Annotated in this window: 17 protein-coding genes; 10 read left to right on the top strand and 7 right to left on the bottom strand. The window is 63.3% G+C overall.

Going from position 1 to position 25,377, the window contains the following annotated elements; all coding sequences use genetic code 11:
- Nucleotides 1-48 precede the first annotated feature (48 nt).
- Nucleotides 49-1,086: an LLM class flavin-dependent oxidoreductase gene (locus AYX22_RS16440; protein ID WP_207594340.1), complete on the top strand. Its 1,038-nt coding sequence runs from the start codon at nt 49-51 to the stop codon at nt 1,084-1,086.
- On the opposite strand, the gene AYX22_RS16435 is transcribed toward AYX22_RS16440, so the two are convergent.
- Both AYX22_RS16435 and AYX22_RS16430 read right to left on the bottom strand, forming a co-directional pair.
- Complete coding sequence (locus tag AYX22_RS16435; protein ID WP_207594339.1) at nt 1,083-3,800, bottom strand: aminotransferase class I/II-fold pyridoxal phosphate-dependent enzyme; 2,718 nt, start codon at nt 3,798-3,800, stop codon at nt 1,083-1,085. The genes AYX22_RS16440 and AYX22_RS16435 overlap by 4 nt on opposite strands.
- Before the next feature lie 28 nt (nt 3,801-3,828).
- The gene (locus AYX22_RS16430; RefSeq protein ID WP_242703644.1) at nt 3,829-5,259 is read right to left on the bottom strand and encodes an amino acid permease; all 1,431 of its coding nucleotides are present in this window, start codon (nt 5,257-5,259) and stop codon (nt 3,829-3,831) included.
- A 389-nt stretch (nt 5,260-5,648) separates the two neighbouring features.
- Between AYX22_RS16430 and AYX22_RS16425 the strand changes: the two genes are divergently transcribed.
- The 6 genes from AYX22_RS16425 (at nt 5,649) to AYX22_RS16400 (ending at nt 13,302) form a co-directional block, all read left to right on the top strand.
- Complete coding sequence (locus tag AYX22_RS16425; RefSeq protein ID WP_207594337.1) at nt 5,649-7,265, top strand: helix-turn-helix domain-containing protein; 1,617 nt, start codon at nt 5,649-5,651, stop codon at nt 7,263-7,265.
- A gap of 5 nt (nt 7,266-7,270) precedes the next feature.
- Nucleotides 7,271-8,182, top strand: a complete 912-nt coding sequence (locus AYX22_RS16420) for a glutaminase (RefSeq protein WP_207594336.1) — start codon at nt 7,271-7,273, stop codon at nt 8,180-8,182.
- A gap of 15 nt (nt 8,183-8,197) precedes the next feature.
- The gene (locus AYX22_RS16415; protein WP_207594335.1) at nt 8,198-8,977 is read left to right on the top strand and encodes a DNA alkylation repair protein; all 780 of its coding nucleotides are present in this window, start codon (nt 8,198-8,200) and stop codon (nt 8,975-8,977) included.
- A gap of 90 nt (nt 8,978-9,067) precedes the next feature.
- Complete coding sequence (cobA, locus tag AYX22_RS16410) at nt 9,068-10,345, top strand: uroporphyrinogen-III C-methyltransferase (RefSeq protein WP_207594334.1); 1,278 nt, start codon at nt 9,068-9,070, stop codon at nt 10,343-10,345.
- Nucleotides 10,346-10,365: 20 nt separating this feature from the next.
- The gene (locus AYX22_RS16405) at nt 10,366-11,832 is read left to right on the top strand and encodes an FAD-dependent oxidoreductase (RefSeq protein WP_207594333.1); all 1,467 of its coding nucleotides are present in this window, start codon (nt 10,366-10,368) and stop codon (nt 11,830-11,832) included.
- A 90-nt stretch (nt 11,833-11,922) separates the two neighbouring features.
- A complete protein-coding gene (locus AYX22_RS16400) occupies nt 11,923-13,302 on the top strand; it encodes an MBL fold metallo-hydrolase (protein ID WP_207594332.1) in 1,380 nt (459 codons plus the stop codon).
- Between the two features lie 12 nt (nt 13,303-13,314).
- On the opposite strand, the gene AYX22_RS16395 is transcribed toward AYX22_RS16400, so the two are convergent.
- The 3 genes from AYX22_RS16395 to AYX22_RS16385 all read right to left on the bottom strand — a co-directional run bounded on the left by AYX22_RS16395 (nt 13,315) and on the right by AYX22_RS16385 (nt 16,799).
- Complete coding sequence (locus AYX22_RS16395; RefSeq protein WP_207594331.1) at nt 13,315-13,995, bottom strand: FadR/GntR family transcriptional regulator; 681 nt, start codon at nt 13,993-13,995, stop codon at nt 13,315-13,317.
- Complete coding sequence (locus tag AYX22_RS16390) at nt 13,992-15,278, bottom strand: MFS transporter (protein ID WP_207594330.1); 1,287 nt, start codon at nt 15,276-15,278, stop codon at nt 13,992-13,994. Before AYX22_RS16390 ends, AYX22_RS16395 begins: the two co-directional genes overlap by 4 nt.
- Nucleotides 15,279-15,356: 78 nt before the next feature.
- The gene (locus AYX22_RS16385; protein WP_207594329.1) at nt 15,357-16,799 is read right to left on the bottom strand and encodes a PucR family transcriptional regulator; all 1,443 of its coding nucleotides are present in this window, start codon (nt 16,797-16,799) and stop codon (nt 15,357-15,359) included.
- A gap of 144 nt (nt 16,800-16,943) precedes the next feature.
- Between AYX22_RS16385 and AYX22_RS16380 the strand changes: the two genes are divergently transcribed.
- The gene (locus tag AYX22_RS16380; protein WP_207594328.1) at nt 16,944-18,374 is read left to right on the top strand and encodes an aminobutyraldehyde dehydrogenase; all 1,431 of its coding nucleotides are present in this window, start codon (nt 16,944-16,946) and stop codon (nt 18,372-18,374) included.
- Nucleotides 18,375-18,420: 46 nt separating this feature from the next.
- The gene (gabT, locus tag AYX22_RS16375) at nt 18,421-19,776 is read left to right on the top strand and encodes a 4-aminobutyrate--2-oxoglutarate transaminase (protein ID WP_207594327.1); all 1,356 of its coding nucleotides are present in this window, start codon (nt 18,421-18,423) and stop codon (nt 19,774-19,776) included.
- Nucleotides 19,777-19,945: 169 nt separating this feature from the next.
- On the opposite strand, the gene AYX22_RS16370 is transcribed toward gabT, so the two are convergent.
- Together AYX22_RS16370 and rarD are read right to left on the bottom strand one after the other, a co-directional pair.
- Complete coding sequence (locus tag AYX22_RS16370; protein WP_242703359.1) at nt 19,946-22,474, bottom strand: polysaccharide lyase 8 family protein; 2,529 nt, start codon at nt 22,472-22,474, stop codon at nt 19,946-19,948.
- Between the two features lie 225 nt (nt 22,475-22,699).
- Complete coding sequence (gene rarD, locus AYX22_RS16365; RefSeq protein WP_207594326.1) at nt 22,700-23,788, bottom strand: EamA family transporter RarD; 1,089 nt, start codon at nt 23,786-23,788, stop codon at nt 22,700-22,702.
- 117 nt (nt 23,789-23,905) lie between these two features.
- On the opposite strand from rarD, the gene AYX22_RS16360 reads away from it, so the two are divergent.
- Nucleotides 23,906-25,354, top strand: coding sequence for an FAD-dependent oxidoreductase (locus AYX22_RS16360; protein ID WP_207594325.1), 1,449 nt, complete (start codon nt 23,906-23,908; stop codon nt 25,352-25,354).
- Nucleotides 25,355-25,377 lie beyond the last annotated feature (23 nt).

Below are 25,377 nucleotides of genomic sequence, written 5' to 3'. Positions count from 1 at the left end.
CGAGCGGCTCCGTGGAATTCTCCGGGCCCCCGCGGAGTTGTCCCGAACATGCACAACAAACGGATCGGTTTCCTCTCCTTCGGTCACTGGGCCCGCGTCCCGGGTTCCCTCGTGCCAACGGCTGGGGAGGCCCTGAAACAGGGCATCGAACTCGCTGTGGCCGCTGAGGAACTGGGCATCGACGGGGCCTTCTTCCGAGTGCACCACTTCGCCCGGCAGCAAGCATCGCCCTTTCCACTGCTGAGCGCTATTGCGGCACGGACCAGCCGGATCGAAATGGGCACCGGCGTGATCGACATGAGATACGAAAACAGCCTCTACATGGCCGAGGAAGCAGCAGCCACAGACCTCATCAGTGATGGGCGGTTGCAGCTCGGAGTGAGCCGTGGTTCACCCGAACCTGCACGGAACGGAGCAGCGAACTTCGGCTACGTCCCCGAGGACGGTGAGGACGGTGGCGACATGGCCCGCCGCCACACTGCATTGTTCCGCAAAGCCATCGCCGGGCACGGGGTGGCCGAAGCGGACCCCCATTACGCCGGCGGGGCCACAGGTCTGCTGCCCATCCAACCCCAGTCACCCGGCCTCCCGCAGAGAATCTGGTGGGGCGCCGGAACCCGGAAGACTGCAGTCTGGGCAGCAGAGCAAGGCATGAACCTCATGAGTTCAACCCTCCTCACCGAGGACACCGGTGTTCCTTTCGACGAACTGCAGGCAGAGCAGATCCGAATGTTCCGCGAAGCCTGGGCCGCCGCAGGGCACGACTTTGAACCGAGGATCTCCGTCAGCCGCAGCGTGATCCCCATCGTGGACGACGTCGACAACCACTACTTCGGTCTGCGCGCCCAAGCGGACAGCCAAGACCAAGTGGGAATTCTCGACGGCGCGTTGTCCCGTTTCGGGAAGAGCTACATCGGCGAGCCGGATCAACTAGCAGACGAACTGGCGAACGACGCAGCCGTGCAAGCAGCCGACACGGTCCTGCTCACAGTGCCCAACCAGCTTGGCGTCGACTACAACGCCAAGCTGCTGGGCAACGTCGCCAAGCACGTCGCCCCTGCTTTCGGTTGGAGCGCCAAAGTCTAGGACGCCACCGCCACCAACTCGAGAACAGAAGAAGAAGCAGGCTCCGCGAACACCCGGTACCCCCGTTCGTGATCGAACCCATGGATTTCACGCGTATCCAAGGCGGCCATGAATTCGAGGGTTTGCCGGGTGATCACCTGCCCGGGGACCAGGATGGGGAATCCGGGCGGATACGGCGTAACGAATCCTGCCGAGACCACCTCCTGTCCCTTGGCCACCGCCGCAGCCACCTCAGCCGCGGACAGGTACACCGTGGAATCGGGTTTGTAACTCTCAAAGTAGGCGGCCCGGATATCACCGTCCTCGCAGGAATCATCCCTACGGAAGCGCGCGGCGAAGGTGCTGAAGTCCGGGAGCGGGGGAGTCGGGCGGGGAGCGTCGGACGAGGCAGGTAGCGTCCGAGCCCGCGCCGAAGGATGCGGGTTCTCAAAGCCTTCAGCGAGTTTCACCAGGACCTCGATCAGGTACGCCACGGAGCTTCGGGACGTGCCGATGTTGGTCATGAACAGCACAGTGTTCCGTGACGTCTTGTTCACCTGGATGCCGTGATCGTCCATGAGGTAGCTGTGGCGGAAAGTGTCGCCGTCGATCCCTGTTTTGCTGATGTCCAGCGTGAGGCGGCTGGGATCGATGACGAACTCGTCCCGCTGCCAGGCGTCCTCCAGCTCCGACAGCCCATCCCGCAGCGGCATGCTGGAGCCGGTTTCCCTATAGCGCGGACCGATGAGGTCCCGCGAGGTCAGCACACGGAAGTACTTCTTCAGCAGGGGATGCCGGGCCACGGCCTGGGCCACGGATACGGCAAGGTCGGATTGCCGTTGCACCAGGCCGAAACCTTCCAGTTCCACCTGTCGTCTGCCAATGTCCAGGGAAGCCAGAATTTGGTAGTTGGGGGAGGTGGACGTGTGGGTCATGTACGCCTCGCGGAAGGACTCCCGGTTGGAGTCGGCGAAGTCTTGGTCATACACGTGGATCATGGAACCCTGCCGCAACGAGGTCAACGTTTTGTGGGTTGACTGCGTTGCGTAGACCCGGAGGCGTGCCTTGGCAGGATCCGGAATAAGCCTGGTGTTGAGCCAGGCTTCGTCATCAACGGGTTCGCCGGTGACCGGGTCATGAAGGGCGGCGGCCTGTTCCGCGTACCGGGTGGCGTAGGCAGGATCGCTGAAGGAAGCTTCCAGGGCGGCTGCTGCCGCCATGCCGGTTCGACGGCGGTACACCGGATGGGAGCGGGCGAAGGCAAACCACGCCTCATCCCATAGGAAGACGAGATCCGGTTTGATGGCCAGGCATTCCTCCATGACCCTTTCGACGTCGTACACAACGCCGTCAAAGGTGCAGTTGGTGAGGGTCACCATTTTCACCTCGTGGAGCCGGCCCGCCCGGCGGTACTGCAGGAGCCTGCGCTTCAGGCTGGCCAGAGGGACAGCACCATAAAACGCGTACTTGTCCAGGGGATAGGCATCCAAGTAGGACACACGGGCACCGGCAAGCATAAAGGCGTAGTGGTGCGATTTGTGGCAGTTGCGGTCCACCAGCACAACATCGCCCGGGGCAAGCAGGGACTGGTGCACGATCTTGTTGGCCGTGGATGTGCCGTTGGTGACAAAGTAGGTTCGTTGCGCCCCAAAGGCCCGGGCGGCGAGTTCCTGTGCGCGTTTGATGGACCCGTGCGGATCCAGCAAAGAGTCCAGACCGCCTGAGGTGGCGGACGTTTCGGCCAACAGGAGGTTTGTCCCGTAGAAATCGGCCATGTCCCGGATCCACGGTGACGTTCCTACAGACGCACCCCGGGAAATCGGCAGGGCGTGGAAGACGCTGGCCGGGCGGCGGCTGTAGTCCTGCAGCGCCGTGAAGAACGGTGTTTCGTAGCGTTCGGCCACCCCGGACAGCAGTGACAGATGCAGGTCCAGATGATCCTGTCGCCGGAAAATCCGCCGGAACTTCCTGGTGAGGGATCCCGCCAGGGACTCGATGGAAACCCCTGCCACCAAGTAGACGTCCAGTTCCGGCCGCAGCCCGGAAATTGCATCGGCCAGCGCAAGGATCCGTCTGATGGGTCGCGAGTCCTGCAAGTCAGCCGAGGTGTGCCGGGCCAGGAACCGCTGGAGGTCGCTGCCCAACAGATGGGTGCTGCGGAGGGAAAAGCCCGGGCGAAGAACAACGGACTGGATATCGGGGTTCAGCATGATGGCCACCAACGCATCCTCATAGCTGGGAACCACGTTGACCGTGTACGTGAACGCATCCGAAGGACGGCGCTGCGCAGCCATGGTGTTCTTGAGCGCCTCGGCTTCTTCGGGATCCATGGTGTCCACCACCAGGACCTCAAAGCGTGGCCGCTCCGCCGGCTCGGGCTGGTCAACAGCTTCCTCGTCCGGGAGCTCAGCGCGCGGCACCGCAGCTGTTTCCCCGGCAGAGGCGAGCGGGAGGTGGGACAAACCGCCCAGAAGCTGGAGCGCGGCCTGGGGTTCGCCGTCGTCGATTAATTGGCGCAACTGGGCCACGGTGTTGACTCCAGGCTCGGCCCAATAGGGTTCCACCGCCGCCAGGAGGGCAAAAGTCCGGTCGATCTGGGACAGCAAACCAGACTCCTGGTGTCGGGCCGAAGCGAGCTGCCTGAGGGCGTATCCCAAAAACTCCCACGCATCGGCTCGGGACCGCCAGGCCCTGCTGGGGGTGCCGATTTTGGGGGACGGGGAAGGGGTGCTCATGTGTTTCACTTTCAAACTGAAAAGGGGTCTAGGACATCAGGGCTGTGCGGATGCGGCCGCGATACGCGTACCAGCCGGCGATCAGCAGCGGAGCCAACACCAGCAACGAGGCCAGCACCCAGCGACCTGTTTCCGAGAACCCCATCGTGACCAGGACAAAGGCCAGGAACCCGAGCGTGAGGTAGGAGGTAAAAGGAGCTCCGAACAGCCGGAAGGCCGGGCGTACCACCTTGCCGCTGCGTACCCATCGCTGGAGCTTGATGTGGCAGAGCATGATGGTGGCCCAGCCGCCGATGATTCCCACGGCCGAGACTTCGAGCACGATCTCAAAGACCTGCGAGGGGACAACGGCGTTCAATCCAACGCCCACCAGGGTGATGACCGCTGTCAGGAGGATGCCACCGTAGGGCACTCCGGACGCGCTGATCCGTCCGGTGAATTGCGGAGCCGAGCCGTTCACAGCCATGGACCGGAGGATGCGGCCAGTGGAATAGAGACCGGCGTTGAGGCTGGAGAGCGCGGCGGTGAGGACCACGAAGTTCATCACGGACGCGGAGATGGCTCCGGCCTGCGGATCGCCGAGGTGGGAGAAGAAGGTGACAAAGGGGGACTCGCCGGCTTTGTAGGACGTGAAGGGAAGCAGGAGCGAGAGCAGCAGGACGGAGCCCACGTAGAACACCCCGATGCGGATTACTACGGTGTTCACGGCCTTGGGCATCACCTTGTGGGGGTTGGCGGTTTCGCCGGCTGCAGTGCCCACGAGTTCCACGGCGGCGTAGGCGAATACCACGCCGCTGATGGCCAGGAGCGGCGCCACGGAGCCCATGGGGAACATGCCGCCGTTCTCAGCGATGACGTTGAAGCCCGGAACGCCAACGTCCGTCCGGCCGCCGAAAACAATGAAGCAGATTCCCACCACGAGGAACGTCACTAAGGCGCCCACCTTGATCATGGCGAACCAGAACTCCATCTCGCCAAAGATCTTCACGGACACCAGGTTCAGGGAGAGCACCACTACCAAAGCGATCAACGCGATCAACCACTGCGGGATGTCGTTGATGGGTGCCCAATATTGGCCCCAGAACTTCACGTACAGGGCAACCGCGGTGACGTCCACTATGGAGGTCATGGCCCAGTTCAGGAAGTAGAGCCAGCCCGCGGTGTAGGCCATTTTCTCGCCGTAGAACTCGCGGGCATAGGAAACGAACGAGCCGGAGGTGGGGCGGTACAGCACCAACTCGCCCAGTGCCCGCAGGATCAGGAACGCGAAGAATCCGCAGACGGCATAAACGAGGACCAACGCAGGCCCGGACCCGTTGAGGCGGCCTCCGGCGCCCATGAAGAGCCCGGTACCGATCGCACCTCCGATGGCGATCATCTGGATCTGCCGGGGCTTAAGGGTTTTCCGGTAGCCGGTTTCCTCTTGGGCGAAAGCGTTCGACGACGGACTGGCAGCCAGGTCTGTCGGGGAGGGAAGGGTTTGTGTGGACGCAGGGGTGGGTATCACTTCGGGGGTCTCCTTTGACTCCGTTGCCACCACAGGGTGGCTCAATACTCCACAACGTGGGGCTGGCTGCCTCGCAGTTGTGCCTGAAATTGGCCGCGCTGCAGTCAGTCTTTGTGGTGTGTGGGACAGTCACCAACTCTAGGTCGCTGCCGTCACCAACAAATTGGCTGGCGAACCAAATTCAGGGCCCGGCTCTTGTGCCGGGGGGACAACACTGGTGTTCTGAAGGGCCGGTAATGTTTCTCGCTGTGCGTGCCTGCGCACATGTACCGGCGGAGCCCCTCAATGGCGAGGAAGCGTACTGCTGAAGAAACTGATGTGGAGAGGAAGCGATAGCTTCGTTGAAAGCCCTGGAAATTGACGACGACGGAGTCGTCACCGTATTGAGCGACGTCATGGAAGACCTGGGTGTCGGCAACGCCCGGTTGCTGCTGGCCCCGGCAGAGGACAACAGAACCGTTCGCGAAACTGTCATTGTTGATGCTGAAGACGACGACGAGATCCGCCCAGGCGAACTGGTCATGTTGATCGGTGTTCGCGGGCGTGCGGCGCTCCCTGCACTCCGCCGCATCATGGTGGGCCGCCCCACAGCAGTTGCTGTCAAGGGCAGTGAACGCGAGTTGGAAGCCGCAGCAGAGTTGCTCCAACCGACCGGCATTGGACTGGTGGCTGTTGCCCCGGGGCTCCGCTGGGATAAGTTCGAGAGCATCGCGTTGGACCGGGTCCGTGAGAACGATGTGCCAGGCGAAACCCCCACGTCAGTTCACCGCGACTTGTTCGCGATCGCCCAAACCACGGCCACGCTGACCAATGGCCACGTGGTGATCGAAGATCCGGGCAACAGGGTGCTTGCGTACTCCCCGGCATCCAATGACGTTGACGAGCTCCGCCGGCTGTCCATCCTGGCGAGGCGTGGCCCTGAAAAGTACCAAAAACTCCTGAAGGAATCAGGGGTCTATAAGCACCTGCAGGCCACTGAAGCGCCTGTCCATGTGGAAGCCAACCTTGATGCGGGTCTTCGTGAACGTGTGGCAATCGGCATCCACGCGGGCAGCCGTGTCATGGGATACATCTGGTTGCAGGAAGGTGCTGAACCCTTGGCGGCCAACACAGACCGCATCATGGTGGGTGCGGCCCGGCACGCCGCCATCGAGTTGGTACGCCACCGCAATGAGCAGTCCCAGTCGATGCGCGAGGACCGGGTGTCCAGCCTGCTCAGTGGCACCGCCCAAGTCCATTCGCAGGCCCAATCGGCAGGCATCGATCCGTCGAAACCAGCGGCTTTAGTGCTGATCTCGGCGGGCGGGCTGAGCCAGAGCGCGGCGGGGCTTCAGCTCCGCAGGGGAGAGCTCTCCAAGGTGGCATCAATCCATGCAGCAGCCTACCGGCCAGGCGCGGTGGTAGGGGCCCTCGGAATGGAAACGGCCATCATCCTGCCTGACGTGGATCCACTGAAATCCCTCCCCGCCATCAACCGGCTGGTCAACACCATAGTTCGTGATGCCACCACCCACCTTCATTTCCAGGTGCAGGCAGCAGTTGGTCCCATCGTTCCGCGCCTTGACGCCCTGCACGCCACCCTTGATCACGTGCGCAGCGTCCTCAAAGTCATGGAAGCAACACCGGACGTGCGCGTGGCCTCGTACAGCGACGTGGAAACAACAGTCCTGACCAGGGAATTGTTGGAGCTGCTGGAATCGCGGACCACCCTGCGTCATGCAGGAATTACCCGGCTGTGCAGCCGTTATCCGGAATTCGCGCTGACCCTCCTGACTTATCTGGAGTTCTTTGGCGACGTGAACCGGTGCGCCGAGGAATTGGCTGTCCACCGCAACACCGTTCATTACAGGCTCCGCCGTGCCTGCGAGGTGGCTGGCCTGGACCTGCACTCCGCAGATGAACGCCTGCTGGCACACCTCCAGATCAGGCTCTGGACCTACGCAGGGACCAAGGTCTAGAAACCATGGATATCCAGAATCTCCTCGACGACATCGTCGGGGCCGTGCAGCCGCATGTCGGCCAAGGAAACGTGGCTGACTACATCCCCCAGCTTGGGGCCGTGGATGCCCAACAATTCGGCATTTCGGTGGCCACCCGTGACGGCGAAGTGTATTCAGCCGGAGACGCCCACGTGGAGTTTTCCATCCAAAGCATCTCCAAGGTCTTTGCGCTCGCCTTGGTGCTGGCCTTCGACGGGGACAGCATTTGGAAACGGGTGTTCCGGGAGCCGTCGGGCAACCCCTTCAATTCATTGGTCCAGTTGGAAAGCGAAGACGGCATTCCCCGAAATCCGTTCATCAACGCCGGTGCAATAGTTGTGACGGACCGGCTCCTGAGCCTGACAGGAAACGCCGCCCACGCCGTGCGGGATTTGATGCGCCAGGAGACCAGCAAGGACAGCATCGATACCGATCACCACGTGGCTGGCTCGGAACTGGCCAACAGCCACCGCAATGCTTCCTTGGCCCACTTCCTGGCAAGCTGCGGCAACCTGGAGAACCCTGTGGAGGATGTCCTGGACTCTTATGCGAAGCAATGCGCAGTGGCCATGACGTGCGAAGACCTTGCGCTCGCAACCCGGTTCCTCGCCTCCAACGGCCTGGGCGCAGACGGGACACTGCTGTTGTCACCGGCGCAGACCAAGAGGATCAACGCCGTCATGCTCACGTGTGGAACGTACGACGCCGCGGGCGAATTCGCGTACCGCGTGGGCCTTCCGGGCAAGAGCGGCGTGGGCGGCGGCATCGTGGCCGTGGTTCCGAACAAGTGCTCCATCAGCGTGTGGAGCCCCGGTCTGGGAAGGTCCGGGAATTCGGTGGCGGGTGTCGCAGCGCTGGACGAATTCACCACACGTACTGGCTGGTCGGTGTTTTAGGCGCATGATGGAGGGATGACCCCCAAGGCAGGGAAGGCACCCAAAGCGGCGTTGGCGCCGGGAACCGAGCCCACCGCCGTCGAGTTCCTCGCGCGGCTCCAAGCCCGGCAGTCCGACGTCGAGCAGGCCAAATACCAGCGCTATTTCAAGACCGGCAAGGGTAACTATGCCGAGGGCGACTTCTTCCTGGGCGTCCGCATGGGCGAGGTTTTCACACTGGCCAAGGAATTTGCAGCCATGCCACCGGAGGAGATCGAGAAGCTCCTGGAGCAGGACATCCACGAGGCCAGGGCTGGAGCCGTGAAGATCATGGCACTCCAAACGCAGAAAAAGAAGACCACGGAACAGCGGCGCCGCAACCTCTACGAGATGTACTTGCGCCGCCACGATCGCATCAACAATTGGGACCTCGTGGACCTGGGCGCGGGAAACGTGGTGGGTGGCTGGCTCATGGATAAGCCACGGGATCCGTTGTATGAACTGGCGCGCTCGGAGGATATGTGGGAGCGCCGGACGTCCATCGTCGCGACGTCGGCATTCATTCGTGAAGGCCAACTGGACGACACCTTCGCCATCGCAGAGATCCTGCTGCATGACAAAGAAGACCTCATCCACAAAGCAGTAGGCGGCTGGGTCCGCGACGCAGGGCGCAGCAGCCGCGAACGCCTGCTGGCGTTCCTGGACGAGCACGCCGCCACCATGCCTCGGACGGCGTTACGTTACGCGATCGAGCATCTGGGCAAGGAGCAGCGGGCCCACTACCTGACGCTTAAAGACAGGGTTTCCCCGAACTAGGCCGGGGATTATGTGACGTTGGATTACCCAGCGTTACCGGGTGTTTCCGAGCCTTTGAAGCATGTTACGGGGCCGCCCTACAGTTTTTTCATGGCAATACAGGACATTTACCCCACCGCGCTGCGGCTGCTTGGCCGCCCGGTGCTGGTGGTGGGCGGCGGCCCCGTCGCGGAGCGTCGCGCCAAAGGGCTGCTCGACGCCGGTGCGAAAGTTACCGTCGTCGCGCCCGTTGCCACCGAAAACCTCCACGGACTCGCCGCTTCCGGGCTGCTCAACCTGGAACAGCGCGAGTACCGCACGTCAGACCTCGACGGCGTCTGGTTCGTTCAGACAGCCACTGGCACCGCCGCTGTGGACACCCAGGTATCGGCCGACGCCGAGGCGCAGCGCCTCTGGTGCGTCAATGCCTCGGACCACGAAGCGTCAGCCGCGTGGACACCCGCCGTCGCCGTGGTGGACGACGTCAAGATCGCCATCAACGCCGGGGGAGACCCACGCCGTGCCATGGCTCTCCGCAATGCTGTTGCCACTGCCCTGGAAACAGGTGACCTGCCGCTGCGACGCCACCGTAAGCCGGACGCCGCTGGCAAGACTCCGGCTGGTTCTGTCGCCTTGGTGGGCGGCGGTCCGGGCGACTCGGGACTCATCACCGTCCGCGGTCGGCGCCTGCTTGGCCAGGCCGACGTCGTGGTTGCAGACCGACTTGGCCCGCGGGAGCTGCTGAAGGAACTTGCCCCGGACGTCCGCGTCATCGAGGTAGGCAAGACGCCCGGCCACCACCCGGTTCCGCAACTGGAGATCAACCGAATCCTTGTGGACGAAGCCCTGCAGGGTAACCGCGTGGTCCGCCTCAAAGGCGGCGACCCCTATGTCTTGGGGCGTGGTGGCGAGGAAGCAGAATTCTGCCGGCAGAACGGCGTCGAGGTTGAAGTGGTGTCCGGCGTGACGTCGGCAATCTCGGTTCCGGCCGCTGCGGGTATTCCCGTGACGCACCGCGGCTTGGCCAAGGGCTTCAGCGTGGTGACCGGCCATGAAGAGCTGTCCGAAGTCCCCGCACGCCCCGATCACACTGTGGTGTTGCTCATGGGAGTAGCGCAATTGCGTGATTCCGCGGCTGCGCTGGCAGGCTCGGGTCTGCCTTTGGACACACCAGTAGGTATCGTAGAGAACGGGTATTTGCCGGAACAGCGCGTCACCATCGGCACTCTGGGAACCATCGCGGACCAGGCGGAAGCCGTCGGCGTGGCCAACCCGGCGGTCATTGTGATCGGCGATGTTGTCCGTGTCAGCCCCTTTGCACCGCAGCACTTCAAGACCGCTGACTACAGCACTATTACCCCAAATCGTCCCCGCGTCCGCAGTAACTGAGAAGAAGAAGGAACACAGCCGTGTCAATTAGCACCCCCGTAGGTTCTGCGGACCGTCCGCTTCGCGTCGCCGTCATCGGCTCCGGCCCGGCCGGCGTGTATGCAGCGGACATCCTGACCAAAAGCGAAGCCGTCAAGAGCGGCGAACTCACCGTCAGCATCGACCTCTTCGACCGCTACCCGGCACCGTACGGCCTGATCCGCTACGGCGTTGCCCCGGACCACCCCCGCATCAAGGGCATTGTCAACGCCCTGCACAAGGTCCTGGACCGCGGCGACATCCGCTTCTTCGGCAACGTCGACTACGGCACGGACATCTCCATCGAGGACCTTCGTAAGCACTACGACGCCATCATCTTCGCCACTGGCGCCATCAAGGACGCGGACCTGAACATCCCGGGCATCGAACTCGAGGGCTCCTTCGGCGGCGCCGACTTCGTCTCCTGGTTCGATGGACACCCGGACGTTCCCCGTGAATGGCCGCTCGAGGCCAAGGAAATCGCCGTTCTGGGCAACGGCAACGTGGCCCTGGACGTGGCCCGCGTCCTGTCCAAGCACGCCGATGACCTGCTGGTCACGGAAATCCCGGACAACGTTTACGCCGGCCTGAAGAGCTCGCCCGTCACGGACGTGCACGTCTTCGGCCGCCGCGGTCCCGCCCAGGTGAAGTTCACCCCGCTGGAACTGCGCGAACTCTCGCACTCCAAGGACGTGGACATCATCCTCTACGCCGAGGACTTCGAATTCGACGAAGAGTCCGACCGCCAGGTCCAGACGAACAACCAGATCAAGACCATGGTTGGCACGCTGACCAACTGGATCGCCGAGCAGCCCGAGGACCTCTCCGAGCTCAAGGCTTCCCGTCGCCTGCACCTGCACTTCCTGCACAGCCCGGTGGAGATCGTGGACTCCGCCGAAACCCCGGGCAAGGTTGCGGGAATCAAGTTCGAACGCACTGAACTGGATGGCACGGGCAACGCCCGCGGCACCGGCGAGTTCATCGACTACCCGGTCCAGGCCGTGTACCGGGCCATCGGCTACTTCGGTTCGGCCCTGCCGGACGTCGAATTCGACCACAAGAAGGGTGTTGTCACCAACGACGGCGGTCGCGTCCTGGACGCCGACGGCCAGCACGTTCCGGGCCTCTACGCGACGGGCTGGATCAAGCGCGGGCCGGTCGGCCTCATCGGCCACACCAAGGGCGATGCCCTCGAAACCGTCACCTACCTCCTGGAAGACCGCGAGAACCTGCCGGTTGCCGAGGTCCCCGCCGCTGACGCAGTGGTGGAACTCCTTGACTCCCGCGGCGTGAAGTTCACCAGCTGGGAAGGCTGGCTGGCTCTGGACGCCCACGAGCTCGCGCTCGGTGCAGCAGCAACCGAGGCCGGCACCTCCCACGGTGTGGAGGTCAAGCGTGAGCGCATCAAGGTTGTGCCGCGTGAGGACATGGTCAACATCTCCCGTGATGGCGTAGCCGCACAGGTCTAGCTTCTGTAATGGCAGGCGGGGTCACGCACTTCACGTGTGTGGCCCCGCCGCTGCTTTTAAAGGGGTCAACCTTCAGCGGTACCCTGAACCATGGACGTCGTCGTCATCGAAACTCCCCAACTGGGGGACCGCAGCTACCTCGTGCATGACGGCACTGTGGCGTTGGTCATTGACCCTCAACGGGACATTGACCGGGTTGAAGCCGCAGCCTTGGCAGCCGGCGTCCGGATCACGCACGTAGCGGAAACCCACCTCCACAACGACTACGTCACAGGCGGCCTGGTTCTTGCCGGGAAGCACAGCGCTGACTATCTGGTGAACGCTGCCGATGAGGTTTCATTCGCCCGTGTCCCCGTTACCGACGGCCAGGTTCTCCATGTTGGCCGGCTCTCGGTAACAGTGGTGGCCACGCCGGGTCACACCCACACGCACCTCTCGTACGTGGTCCGGGATGACACGCACGACGCCGGCCGGGAGGCCGTGTTTTCCGGCGGCAGCTTGCTCTACGGTTCGGTGGGGCGGACGGACCTGGTCTCGCGGGACGACACCGCGAAGCTGGCCCACGACCAGTACTCGTCGGTCCGCCGATTGGTGGACTCTGCGGATCCTGATGCGGCGCTCTACCCGACCCACGGCTTCGGATCGTTCTGTTCCATCGGCCCCGCGAGCCACCAGGAATCATCAACGATCGGCGAGCAGGCCAAGTCCAACCACGCCTTGACGGATCCCAATGAAGACCATTTCGTCTCGGAATTGTTGGAGAACATCACGGCCTACCCTGCGTACTACGCCCACATGAGCCCGCTCAATGCCGCCGGTGTTGGCCCGGCAACCCTTGACGTTCCGGACTCAGTTGATCCTGAGGAACTGAGCCGTCGCTTGCGGGCAGGGGAGTGGGTGGTGGATCTGCGTCATCGCGTGGCCTTCGCGGACAGTCATCTTCACGGCAGCGTTAGCTTCGAGTATGGGACGGGCGACAACTTCACCAGCTACCTTGGCTGGGTAATCCCGTGGAACCAGCCGCTCACGTTGCTGGGCCCGGTGGAAGAGGTTGAAAAGGCGATCCGGGACCTGGCGAGGATCGGCATCGACAGTCCGGATGCCGCCGTCGGGCTTCACGCCAAGCCCTTGGATCTGGGTGCGTTGGCGCCCGGGTCTCCACAGGTGGGCTACCCGCACGGGGACTGGACTGCGTTGCTGAAAAGCCGGGAGCCGGAAGACATGGTTTTGGACGTCCGCCGGCCGGAAGAATTCAAGGTCTCGCATGTCAGGGGAGCGCGCAATATTCCTGTCTACGATCTGCTCGGCAGGATCACGGAGTTACCGGATGCCCGGATCTGGGTACACTGCGCCACGGGTTACAGGGCGAGTGTTGCCGCCAGCCTGCTGGACCGGGCCGGTCGGAAGGTGGTGCTGATCAACGCCAGGTTCAAGGACGCCGCCGGGGCAGGGGTCGAAACGACTCCGTAAACCGTTGCTGAGCTAACGCGGCGCCTGATCCGAGCAGTAGTCCAGGTTTCGGTACACGCTCTGCACGGCGGCATCGGGATCGTGGGCTTCCAAGGCGTCTACCAGCTCGTCATGGCCTTCGCGGGGGATGCCGTTGAAACCGCCCTTGCGCTGCTGCCGGAGGAGGTCATTGTGGAACACCCCGCCAAACGAAACATACAGCTGGTGCAGCAAAGGATTACCTGATGCCAAGGCAACCCGTTCATGAAATTCCCAGTCGGCGCTGGCCCACGTGGGGTAGTCCTCGGCCTGCCAGGCGTCATGGCGGAGCGCGAGGAGTCGGCGCATCTCGGCCAGGTCCTCGGCCGTGGCGTGCTTGGTGGCCAGGCGTGCTGCCTGCGTATCCAGGCCGAGCCGGACTTCCACTATGTGTTCCTGCGTGTGCTCCAGGTACATCCGCTGGGCTGCGCCTGACATCTCGCTGTTCGCCCGGACGTAGGTGCCGTCCCCACGACGAACCTCCAGCATGCCCGAGTGGGCCAGTGCCTTGATGGCTTCGCGCAGGGTTCCCCGCGAAACACCCAAGGTGGACATCAGCTCAGGCTCAGCAGGGATGCGCTCCTGAAGTGGCCATTCACCGGACTTGATCATGTCCCGCAGCTTGGCGGTGATCTCCTCGGCCAGGGCCGGGCGATGCGAAGGGGTCAGGGTCATGCAGTCCTCGGTCCGGTCTTGGTGGCAGTGCGCTTGCTGGTGAGCATGTGGCAGGTAACCATGAGCGCCACGGCCACGATGGACAGCAGGCCCAGGGGCAGCACCCATCCGCCGGTGGCGCTGTGGAGCAGGCCCATGCCAAACGGGCCGATTGCCGCAATCAAGTATCCCAGCGATTGGGCGATGGTGGACAGTGCGGTGGTTTCCGCAGTCGACCGTCCGCTGCGGCTGATGATGACCAGGACCAGCGGGAAGATGCCCAAACCAAAACCGAACAGCACCGCCGGAACAACCGCCAGTGACGTCGGCAGCCAAATCATGGCGGCAATCGCCAGCAAAGTGGAGCTGCTGGCCAGGTAGAGGGCGGGGCGGAGCATGCCGGGCCGGGAGCCGAAGGCGAGCAGGATCATGCCGGCGGCCACGGAGACCAACTGCATCACGCCGAACTGCAGGCCGCTCTCAGAGGCGCTGAGGCCTTGGGAGGTCAGGATGTAGGCGAACCAGCTCATCACTGCGTATGCCAGGAAAGCCTGGAAGGTGAAGATCGCGGTAATCAGGATGCCCAGCCGGGTGCGGAGCAACGGCCACATGGAGACCCGCGGCCGATCAGTCTTGGTGGTGTTCCGGTGGGTGTGCAGGACTATCGGCAGGAAGCCGAGGAGGGCTGCGACACCCAGCAGGCCCCAGGCAGCCAGACCCATGGAGGGTGACCCGAGTTCCTGCGCCAAGGGAACGCTGACGACTGCGGCGAAGGTGGCGCCACCGGACATGGTGAAGGTATAAAGGCCGGTCATCACGGAGGTGCGCTCGGAGTAGTGCTCGCGGATGAATGACGGCATGGCCACGTTGCATACTGCCAGTCCGGACATGGCCAGGACGGTGCCACCGAGGAGGGCGCCCGTCACCGGAACGCCACGCACCAGCAATCCGCCGGCCAGCAGCGCTAAAGCAATGGCGATGGCTTTCTCGACGCCGACCCGCCGAGTCAGCCAGGACGTTCCCATGCCCGCGACGGCGAAGCACAAAAGCGGAATGGAAGGCAGGATGGAAGCCACCAAGGCCCCATACCCCAGGACCTGCTGCAGTTCGTGGAACAGGGCTGCGGCGCTGGTGATGCCGGCCCGCAGGTTCAGGCCGATGAGCACCACGGCAATAATGCCGACGACGGCGACGACGCGCGTCTTGGGGACTGCCGGGCTTGCCGAAAGCCCGGGCGTCACCTGGGCAGGGCTAACAGTAGGGATGTTTCCAGTGCTGGGGGTAAGAGGAGTCGTCGCGGCCATACCTAAAGGTTAGACGTTTGACGTCTAATGTCTAGAGTTATGTGGCGAAGCTCTCCGCATATGGTCGCGGGAGGCGTTTCAGCGCGGGTTGCGCGAGCCCAAACGCTGCACCGCCAAGGCCAGCCACAGCTGCACACGGTCCGGCGTTTGGGAGGGGTCGTAGCCCGTCAATTCGGTGATCTGTGCAAGGCGGTACCGCACTGTATTCCGGTGCAACGTCAGGGCTTCCGCCACTGCAGCCACTGACCCGTTGTGGTTCAGATAGCTTTCCAGTGTGGCCACCAGTTCGGCCCCGTGGGCGGCGTCGAACTTCCGCAGTGGTGTGAGGGACTCGCTGGCCATGTCCGCGAGAGGAACGTCCTCGCTGGCCAGCAACAGGGATGTCAGGCTGAGGCGTTCCGGCTCGTTGACCGGCAAGCCGTGCGCCACGGCGTCGCGCGCCTCAAAGTAGCTCCAGCGCAAACCGTTCGGCTTGGTGTAGGCGCCGCCGATGCCGATCACGGCATGGATTCCGGCCTCCTGAAGATGATCGCTGAGGCTCTTGGCCAAAGCCGTGGCGGAACTGCCGTCATCGCTGACCACCGTGACCAGGTCCTTGCCGACGACGGCGCTGACGCCCGCTTCAAGCGCTTGGGGCAGCGAAATGCTGACCAGTTGCTTGTGGTGTGCGGTGGATTCGGCAACAAGCACGACGTTCTTCCTGGTGCTGTTGATGCCAACGCCGGCCAAGCGGCGGGCGGCTTCGATGGTTTCCAGGGTGCCGTGGATAACATCGTCCAGAACCTGCCCGGCCATGGCCCGTTGGGACTGGCGCTGCTTGACCATGTTATTGAGCTCAACGCTGATGAGGTTCTGCGCGTAGCTGACGATTCCGGAGTCCACAAAGGGCTGCCTGAGCCAAAGTGTGCAGGCGTCCCTGCGGCCGGTGGGAATCGGATACGACGCCCAGCCATCCGCTGTCGGGGCCGGCTTCCCGGCCACGCTGTTGTAGAGCTGCGCGCTGAACTGGGTGAGCACAACCTCAGTGCGGAGCATACTTCCCAGCTGTTTGAGGAGTTCGTTCAAGCCGCCGCCGGTGAGGAGCGAGCGGGCCAGGATCTGGTGTCCGGCCAGGAGTCGTTCCAAATTGGAATAGTGGTCCGCCGAGTGCGACTCCGCCACGAGCTTTCCGATGGCGATGAAGGGGATTTCGTAGGGCACCTGCACCAGCGGGAGGCCCCAGCGGTTGGCTTCGGCAATGAGGGCTTCCGGAACCGCCTCGTGCGTGAGGCCGATGCCGAAACCGATGCCCACGGCGCCTGCGCGCTGGACCTGACGGACAAAGCGCCGCTGGTCGGCAGCGCTCTTGAGGCGCAACCCCGTGGTGAGGACCAGTTCCCCGCCGCTGAGGAAGCGCTGTGGGTCCTCCAATTCCGTCACGGCAACCCAGCTGATGTCCTGGTTCCACGTTGTCTCGGCGAGGCCGGCTTGGCGGAGTTTCAGGGAGGGGACAGCGACGAGGGAAGCGAGGGACATTGCCATGCTTAAAAGCGTAACCCGGGGCTGGTCAAGCGCACTAAGCCGGGGCTCGTTGTGTGTGCAGCTGACTATTCCTTGCACCCCCTCCCTGGCATAGGCTCTGATCAGCTAAAACCCATGCCCAGACACCGAAAGAGGTTGCACACCGTGGTTCAAACCTTGCAGAACTTCATCAACGGCGAATTCGTTACGCCGGCAGGTACGGGTCTTCTGGACATCGTGAACCCCACCAATGGGGAAATCGTTGCCAAGTCGCCGATTTCGGTGCAGGCCGACGTCGATGCCGCCATGACCGCAGCGGCCGACGCGTTCAAGACCTGGAAGCACGTTACCCCCGGCCAGCGTCAGCTTATGCTGCTCAAGCTTGCCGACGCAGTGGAGGCCAACAGCGACGAACTCGTTGAGGCCCAGCACCGCAACACCGGACAGGTGCGCTCCTTGATCGCCTCCGAAGAGGTCGCCGCAGGTGCAGACCAGCTCCGCTTCTTCGCCGGTGCTGCACGCATCATGGAAGGCAAGTCCGCAGGCGAGTACTTCGAGGGCCACACCTCCTACGTACGCCGCGAACCGATCGGCGTCGTAGCCCAGGTTGCTCCGTGGAACTACCCGTTCCTCATGGCCATCTGGAAGATCGGCCCCGCCCTGGCTGCCGGCAACACCGTTGTCCTCAAGCCCTCCGACACCACTCCGGAATCCACCCTGGTACTGGCACGCCTCGCCGGTGAGATCTTCCCGGCCGGCGTCCTCAACGTCGTCCTCGGCACCGGTGAAACCGGCGCCATGATGGTGGACCACAAGGTCCCCGGCCTGGTCTCCATCACCGGTTCCGTCCGTGCAGGCATCGCCGTGGCAAGCGGCGCAGCCAAGGGCCTCAAGCGGGCACACCTGGAACTTGGCGGCAAGGCTCCGGCCATCGTCTTCAAGGACGCCGACATCAAGAAGAGCGCCGCGGCCATTGCCGAGTTCGCGTTCTTCAACGCCGGCCAGGATTGCACCGCCATCACCCGCGTGCTGGTGGAAGACTCCGTTCACGACGACGTCGTGGCAGCCATGGTGGAACACACCAAGACACTGCACACCGGTTCGCAGAACGACGAAGACAACTACTTCGGCCCGCTCAACAATGTGAACCACTTCAACGCCGTCACCTCCGTAGTGGAGCACCTCCCGGCCAACTGCAAGATCGAAACCGGTGGCCACCGGGCAGGCGAGAAGGGCTTCTTCTTCGAGCCCACCATCATCTCCGGGGCCAAGCAGACCGACGACATCGTGCAGAAGGAAACCTTCGGTCCGGTCATCACCGTGCAGAAGTTCAGCACTGAAGCCGAAGCACTCGAGCTGGCCAACGACGTCGAATACGCCCTGGCGTCCAGCGTCTGGACCACCGACCACGGTACGGCCATGCGCATGAGCCGCGACCTGGACTTCGGTGCGGTCTGGATCAACACCCACATCCTCCTGACGGCAGAGATGCCGCACGGTGGCTTCAAGCAGTCCGGCTACGGCAAGGACCTCTCCATGTACGGCGTTGAGGACTACACGCGCATCAAGCACGTGATGAGTGCACTCGACGCGTAGCGCGTTCGCCCCACCCGTACGAATTTCCCAGAAAGGCAACCACCACATGACCACCACCGCGAACGAACTCTCGTACCGCATCGAGCAGAAGCGCAACATCAACGGCGCCTTCCCCGGCCCCAAGTCGCAGGCACTGGCAGAGCGTCGCTCCGCCGTCGTAGCTGCCGGCGTCGCCTCGGGCGTCCCCGTCTACGTTGAAGACGCCGACGGCGGCATCATCCGCGACGTCGACGGCAACTCCTTCATCGACCTGGGCTCCGGCATCGCCGTGACCAGCGTCGGCGCGTCCGACCCCGCCGTCGTTGCCGCTGTCCAGGAAGCTGCCGCGCACTTCACGCACACCTGCTTCATGGTGACCCCGTACGAGGGCTACGTTGCAGTTGCCGAGCAGCTCAACCGCCTCACCCCGGGCGACCACGCCAAGCGCACCGTGCTGTTCAACTCCGGCGCTGAAGCCGTGGAGAACGCCGTCAAGGTTGCACGCCTGGCCACCGGCCGCGACGCCGTCGTAGCTTTCGACCACGCGTACCACGGCCGCACCAACCTGACCATGGCACTCACCGCCAAGGCCATGCCGTACAAGACCAACTTCGGCCCGTTCGCGCCCGAGGTCTACCGCATGCCCATGAGCTACCCGTTCCGTGAAGAGAACCCGGAGATCACGGGTGCCGAGGCCGCCAAGCGCGCCATCACCATGATCGAGAAGCAGATCGGTGGCGACCAGGTTGCCGCGATCATCATCGAACCCATCCAGGGCGAGGGCGGCTTCATCGTTCCGGCCGAAGGCTTCCTCCCGGCACTGTCCGCATGGGCCAAGGAAAAGGGCATCGTCTTCATCGCCGACGAGGTCCAGTCCGGCTTCTGCCGCACGGGCGAATGGTTCGCCGTTGACCACGAGGGTGTTGTCCCGGACATCATCACCCTGGCCAAGGGCATCGCCGGCGGCCTCCCGCTGTCCGCGATCACCGGCCGCGCCGACCTGCTCGACGCCGTTCACCCGGGCGGCCTCGGCGGCACCTACGGCGGTAACCCGGTTGCTTGCGCAGCAGCACTGGCAGCCATCGACACCATGGAACAGCACGACCTCAACGGCCGCGCCCGCCACATCGAAGAGCTCGCCCTGGGCAAGCTCCGCGAACTGGCCGGCGAAGTTTCCGTGGTGGGCGACATTCGTGGCCGTGGCGCCATGCTGGCCATCGAGCTCGTTCAGCCCGGCTCCAAGGAACCGAACGCTGAGCTCACCAAGGCCGTTGCTGCCGCTTGCCTCAAGGAAGGTGTCATCATCCTGACCTGTGGTACCTACGGCAACGTGATCCGTCTGCTCCCGCCGCTGGTCATCAGCGACGAGCTGCTCATCGACGGCCTCGAGGTCCTCGCCGCAGCCATCAAGGCACACGCTTAATTCTTCACACTGTAGACAGGAGGAGGGCCGGGATTTCCCGGCCCTCCTTTTGTGTCTCTGCGCCGAGATCGTGGGAGCGCGTCGTGTTCGCCGGAGCTTTCCGGGGGTTCTCGCACCGTTCCCGCGATCTCGGCGCTGGGAACACTGAACGCTCGACGGCGGATCGCGCCTAGCTGCCCAGCGTCAGGTTTTTCTGGTGGCCGTGTCCGTCGAGTTGGACCTCGATGACCAGCGGATTGGCGCTCACCAGGGACACCCCGGCATCGGAATCCACCAGCGTGGACCTCGCCGAGTCATCGAGAGTGATCCGTACTGAAGATTGCGTCCGGGACGGGTCTGCCACGGACAAAGTGAGCTTGTCCCCGGACTGCATTGCGGCCACCGTGCACGGCCCGGAGGCTGTGTATCCGCCGGCGGAACCTGTCGCGAAAAAGTTGGCCATCACCAGCTTGTCCTTGGCCACTTCCACCATCTGGACCCCGGCAGAGTTGGCCAGGACCTTCACGTCGGGGCTTGCGGACTGGGAGAACGTGGTGGAGTGGCCTGCAGCCGGCAGGACCATATACGCGTAGCCGGACGCCACCGGGTCTTTGCCATGGCGGTGAGTGATGGTCACATAATCCCGGGAGACGGGATCGGTGGTGCCGCCGGTGTCTGCCCCTGAATTGACGTCGAACCAGCTTCCCGTCCGGCTGACGACGGCAACCTCGGGTGTTCCCGAAACGCCGGGTGCGTCGAGGAACACGTAACCTCCGTGGCCTTCGAGGTGCACGGAACGCTCCACGACAACGGGTGTATCACCGGCGCCCATCCGACGATTTCGGGAATCGGTCCTCACAGCCGGCACTGAACCTGCGGCGAACGACCTGTTCTCCACAGTGGTCATGACTGCCGTACCTCCCGTGCCGGTGATGCCCGCGCCGAGGCAGACCACCGCGTCATCCAGGAAGAACCACGACTTCCGGCCGGAAAGCGTCTTGTTGTGGTTGAGGTGGTCCATGCCGATCACACCCCAACGGCCGTCTACTGTGAGGCCGCCGGCGAAGGCTTGGAAAGCGCGGGGGATCCCGGTCCCTGCTCCCCCTGCACCGCTCGCCCGGACCTGGTCATTGACGGTGGTCCCGGGCAGGGCATAGGGGTCCACGGTGGGCCAGAAGTCAGCGCTGAACTGGGACGGATCGGTTCGCGTGTACAGGAAGGTCATGCCATCACCCTGGTACCAGCCGAGGTTGTTCTCGCTGTTGCCCCATTCGTAGCGGCCGATCCTCTTGGAAGAGAGGTTCACCGTGCAGCCCCACTGGGGGCGGTGATGGACCAGTCGGTCCTGGTCGGCGAACATGCGGCTGTAGACGGGCGCCGGGACAGCGACTACGGCGGAATCGGAGAGGACGCCCAGGGACAGCAAGGACTTTGCCAGGCTCTGCGTCGGATGCCCCACGAGTTTCTGGTCCGCGCAGCGTTCCAACCAGCCCTTGGCCAGAGCCAGGAATCGTGAACGGTAGGGCTCGTCGCAACCCGGTGCCAGCAACAGGACCGCAGAGATGAGTCCGAACCCGCTGACGTAGTCGGGTTCGCGCTGACGGGAGACCGCACGCCCCCGGATGGTGTCCATGATGCGGCCGTCCCACACGAACGGGGCGTAGGTGTCCTCCACGGCGTCCAAGAGTACGGAACGTTTGGGGTCGTTGATTGCCCAGGTGCTGCCTCCCAACATTGCGATGATCTCGGCGATCCCTGCCAAGGCCACCACTCCGTATGTTCCTGCGTAGGGGAGGTAGGAGTGCTGAACGTAGGAACCATCAGCGTAGAAGCCGTCACCACTGGTCACGTAGGTAAAGACGCTGTTGGTCCCGCCGCGCACGGTATCGCTCAGGGCGTCCCGGCCCAGCGTGATCTCGTCCGTCCTGTTGTCCAGGATGCCCCGCATGCAGCAGGCCAGTGACTTGTCCACCCGGTTGGCGCCGGTTTCTGCCAGGGATGTAGCACGGCCGCGCCAGTTGGGGTTGGGGGCGAACCAGCGGACGGCTGCCAGCAGGGATGTCCGCAAGGCTTCCGGGACTTCCGCATGAAGCAGCGTCAGGATGTCCACGGTCTTGCGGGGGACGCCAATCTCCCAGAACCACCAGTTCCCTGCTGCTTTGATGGACGGCTTGTACGCAGTGCTGCTGAGAAGTTGAAGCCCGGCAACAATGTCTGCGGCCAGCTCAGGGTTCCCTGCGTAGGGGTTGCCCTGGACCGCGTATCCAAGTGCCATGTCGTAGAGCCGGTTGAAGTGCAGGCCCATGTTGCCGGTAGCTGCGGCGGACTGTCCGATCCCGGTCAAAGGGATGTCGCTCCACAGCGACGTTCGTGCAGCGGTCTTGTCCATGGACGTCCACCACTTTTCGGCGGTCTTGCCCATTCCTTCAAGCTGGGCAGCGAGTTCGGGGATGTCTGCTGCGTTTCGGCCACCTGTCAGCACCAGGCGCCTGCGGTTGATGAGCTCCTGCAACCCTGGATCGGAGGCCGCAAAAGACGGTCCGGCGTGGGAAAGAAGTGCACCCGCGAGGGCGGCTGCCCCTGCGGTTTGGAAAAGGGTCCGGCGGCTCATAGTGGGTCCGTTGAAGTTCAAAACTGCTCCGTTCAAGGCTGCGGCCCGGAACGCCACCCCACCCAACAGATATGCGACGGCGGTCTCCCCAGCGATGGGAAGGGCCACGACAAGCAGCTAAGAGGGCGACCAGGCGTTGAAGGCGAGAGGTGGACGTGGTGGGGAAAGTTTCCGCAACCTTATGTCCGAGTCCCGGCTCTCTCAACAGAAATGAACAGAACTGCACAGCCCGTGATGTGGCCAAAAAGCGAGTTCGCGGGAACCGTGCCAGTTCGCCGGGAAACTTCCGGCGAGTTGGCAGGATTCCCGCGATTTGGCGGACTGTCCTCGCGCTTACGCGGCAGCCAGTCGGGCCTTTTTCTTCAGCACCGAGTTCTTTCGGGTGGTGCGGAGCATGTCGATGGTGAGCAGGATCAGGGCCAGCCACACCACACAGAAGCCGATCCAGCGGGCCGTGGTCATGGTTTCGTTGAACACCGTCAGGGCCACGACGAACTGGAGGACCGGGGCAAAGTATTGCAGCAGGCCGATGGTGGTCATGGGCAAACGGCGGGCTGAAGCACCGAAGAAGAGCAGCGGCACGGCCGTGATCACACCGGAAGCCACCAGCAACCAGAAGTGGCCGGCGCCCATGGTGGTGAGTGTTTCAGCGCCTGTCACACCCAGGACCACCATGGTGATGGCCGCGAATGGAGCCAGGACGACTGTCTCAACGCTCAGGCTGGTGAGGGCGTCCACCTTAGGTCCCACACGCTTTTTGACGAAACCGTACAGGCCGAAGCTGAAGGCCAGGATCAGGGCGATCCACGGGAGTTGGCCGTAGGAAAAGGTCAGGACTCCCACTGCAACGAAGCCGATACCCACCGCTGCCCACTGCAGGGGACGCAGCTTTTCCTTGAGAACAAAGACACCCAGGAGGACTGAGACCAAGGGATTGATGAAATAGCCCAGTGACGTCTCAACGGCGTGGCCGGTGGTGACCCCGAAAGTGTAGGTGAGCCAGTTGATGGCGATCAGGCCCGCTGCCAAGGCCAAGGGGCCGAACACGCTACGGTCCTTCACCGCGGCACCGAAAACCCGCCATGCCCGCGTGATGGTGATGAGCAGCGCACAGAAGAGCAGGGACCAGACGATCCGGTTGGCCACGATCTCGATGGCGCTGGCCGGCATCAGGACGAAGAAGTACAGAGGAAGAAGGCCCCACAGGCCGTAGGCGCCTATACCGAAGAGGATGCCCGCCGTCGACTCACTGCGTACTGGCTTGCCGGAACCCTTGCCAAGTTTGCCGACGCCGCCGGTACTTTGCCCGCCGCCCCCGGCTGTCGTCGTCGTGGGCTGGCTTGTAGTGGGAGAGCTGGCAGCTATCTGATCCGGAGTCGACACATTGTCGGCAACACCACCTAGGCACGCAATATTCCGCAATCTTGGTGAATTTCCGTGACTCCTGCCATATAAGCGGCCGGGCGTGGGGTGGACATCTAGAATTGGAACCTGCGCGCCCCAACAACGGCGTGGCTCACTGCTTCGGAAGGGCTAACGGTGTCCAACTCAGCCGCAACCACCCCCCAACGTCCACTTCGCGTTGCCATTGTCGGCGCAGGTCCCGCAGGTGTTTATGCCGCGGACATCCTGACCAAATCCAACGAGGTCAAGGACGGCGATGTGGAGGTCAGCATTGACCTTTTCGAGGCGTACCCGGCGCCCTACGGGCTGATCCGCTACGGCGTGGCTCCCGATCATCCGCGCATCAAGGGCATCGTGAACGCGTTGCACAAGGTCCTGGACCGCGGTGATATCCGGTTCCTGGGAAACGTGACCTACGGCAGGGACCTGACGCTCCACGATTTCCGGGCTTTCTACGATGCCGTGATTTTCTCCACGGGCGCCATCAAGGATGCGGACCTGAACATCCCGGGGGTCGAGCTGGAGGGCTCCTTCGGCGGCGCGGACTTCGTTTCCTGGTACGACGGACACCCGGACGTTCCCCGGGACTGGCCCCTTGACGCCAAAGAGATCGCGGTCATCGGCAACGGCAACGTCGCTTTGGACGTGGCCCGGATGCTGGTCAAGCACCCGGAGGAATTGCTGGTCACGGAGATCCCGGACAACGTCTTCGCCGGGCTGAAGAAGTCTCCGGTCACCGATGTCCACGTCTTCGGCCGACGTGGCCCTGCACAGGTGAAATTCACCCCTTTGGAACTGCGCGAACTGTCCCACTGCAAGGACGTGGACATTGTCCTGTACCCGGAGGACTTCGAGTTTGATGCGGCCTCGGATGAAGCCATCAAGTCCAACAACCAGATCAAGACCATGGTCAACACCATGACCAACTGGCTGGTGGAAGAGCACACCGAATCCGAGCAGCCCTCCTCCCGACGCCTGCACCTGCACTTCCTGCACAGCCCGGTGGAAATCCTGGACTCGCCGGAAACTCCCGGCAAGGTCTCGGGGATCAAATTCGAGCGCATGCAGCTGGACGGAACGGGCAACGTCAAGGGAACGGGTGAATTCATCGAGTACCCGGTGCAGTCCGTCTACCGTGCCATCGGATATCACGGTTCCCCTCTGGAGGAGCTGGAGTACGATGCCCGCCGCGGCGTCATACCGAACGACGGCGGTCGCGTCCTGGGTGCCGACGGCGAGCCCGTACCGGGAATCTATGCCACAGGCTGGATCAAGCGCGGACCGGTTGGACTGATCGGCCACACCAAGGGTGATGCCTTGGAGACCATTGGCTTCCTTCTGGAAGACAGGCTCAACCTGCCCCCGGCCGAAAACCCGGATCCGCAGGCGATTATCGATCTCCTTGAGGAGCGCGGGATCGAGTACACCACCTGGGAGGGCTGGAACCGGCTCGATGCCCACGAGGCTGCGCTGGGTGCCGCGTGGACTTCCGGGGGAGGGCCCGACAGCGAAGGTGACGGCGTGGTCCGTGAGCGCATCAAGGTTGTTCCGCGCGAGGAAATGATCCGTATCTCCCGCGGCTGACATTCTCCCTTCCCCGAACTAGA

It is taken from the genome of Arthrobacter sp. D5-1 (genome assembly GCF_017357425.1).
Taxonomy (GTDB): domain Bacteria; phylum Actinomycetota; class Actinomycetes; order Actinomycetales; family Micrococcaceae; genus Arthrobacter.
The sequence above is the reverse complement of the archived record's forward strand: the minus strand, read 5'-3'. Positions and strand labels throughout refer to the sequence as shown.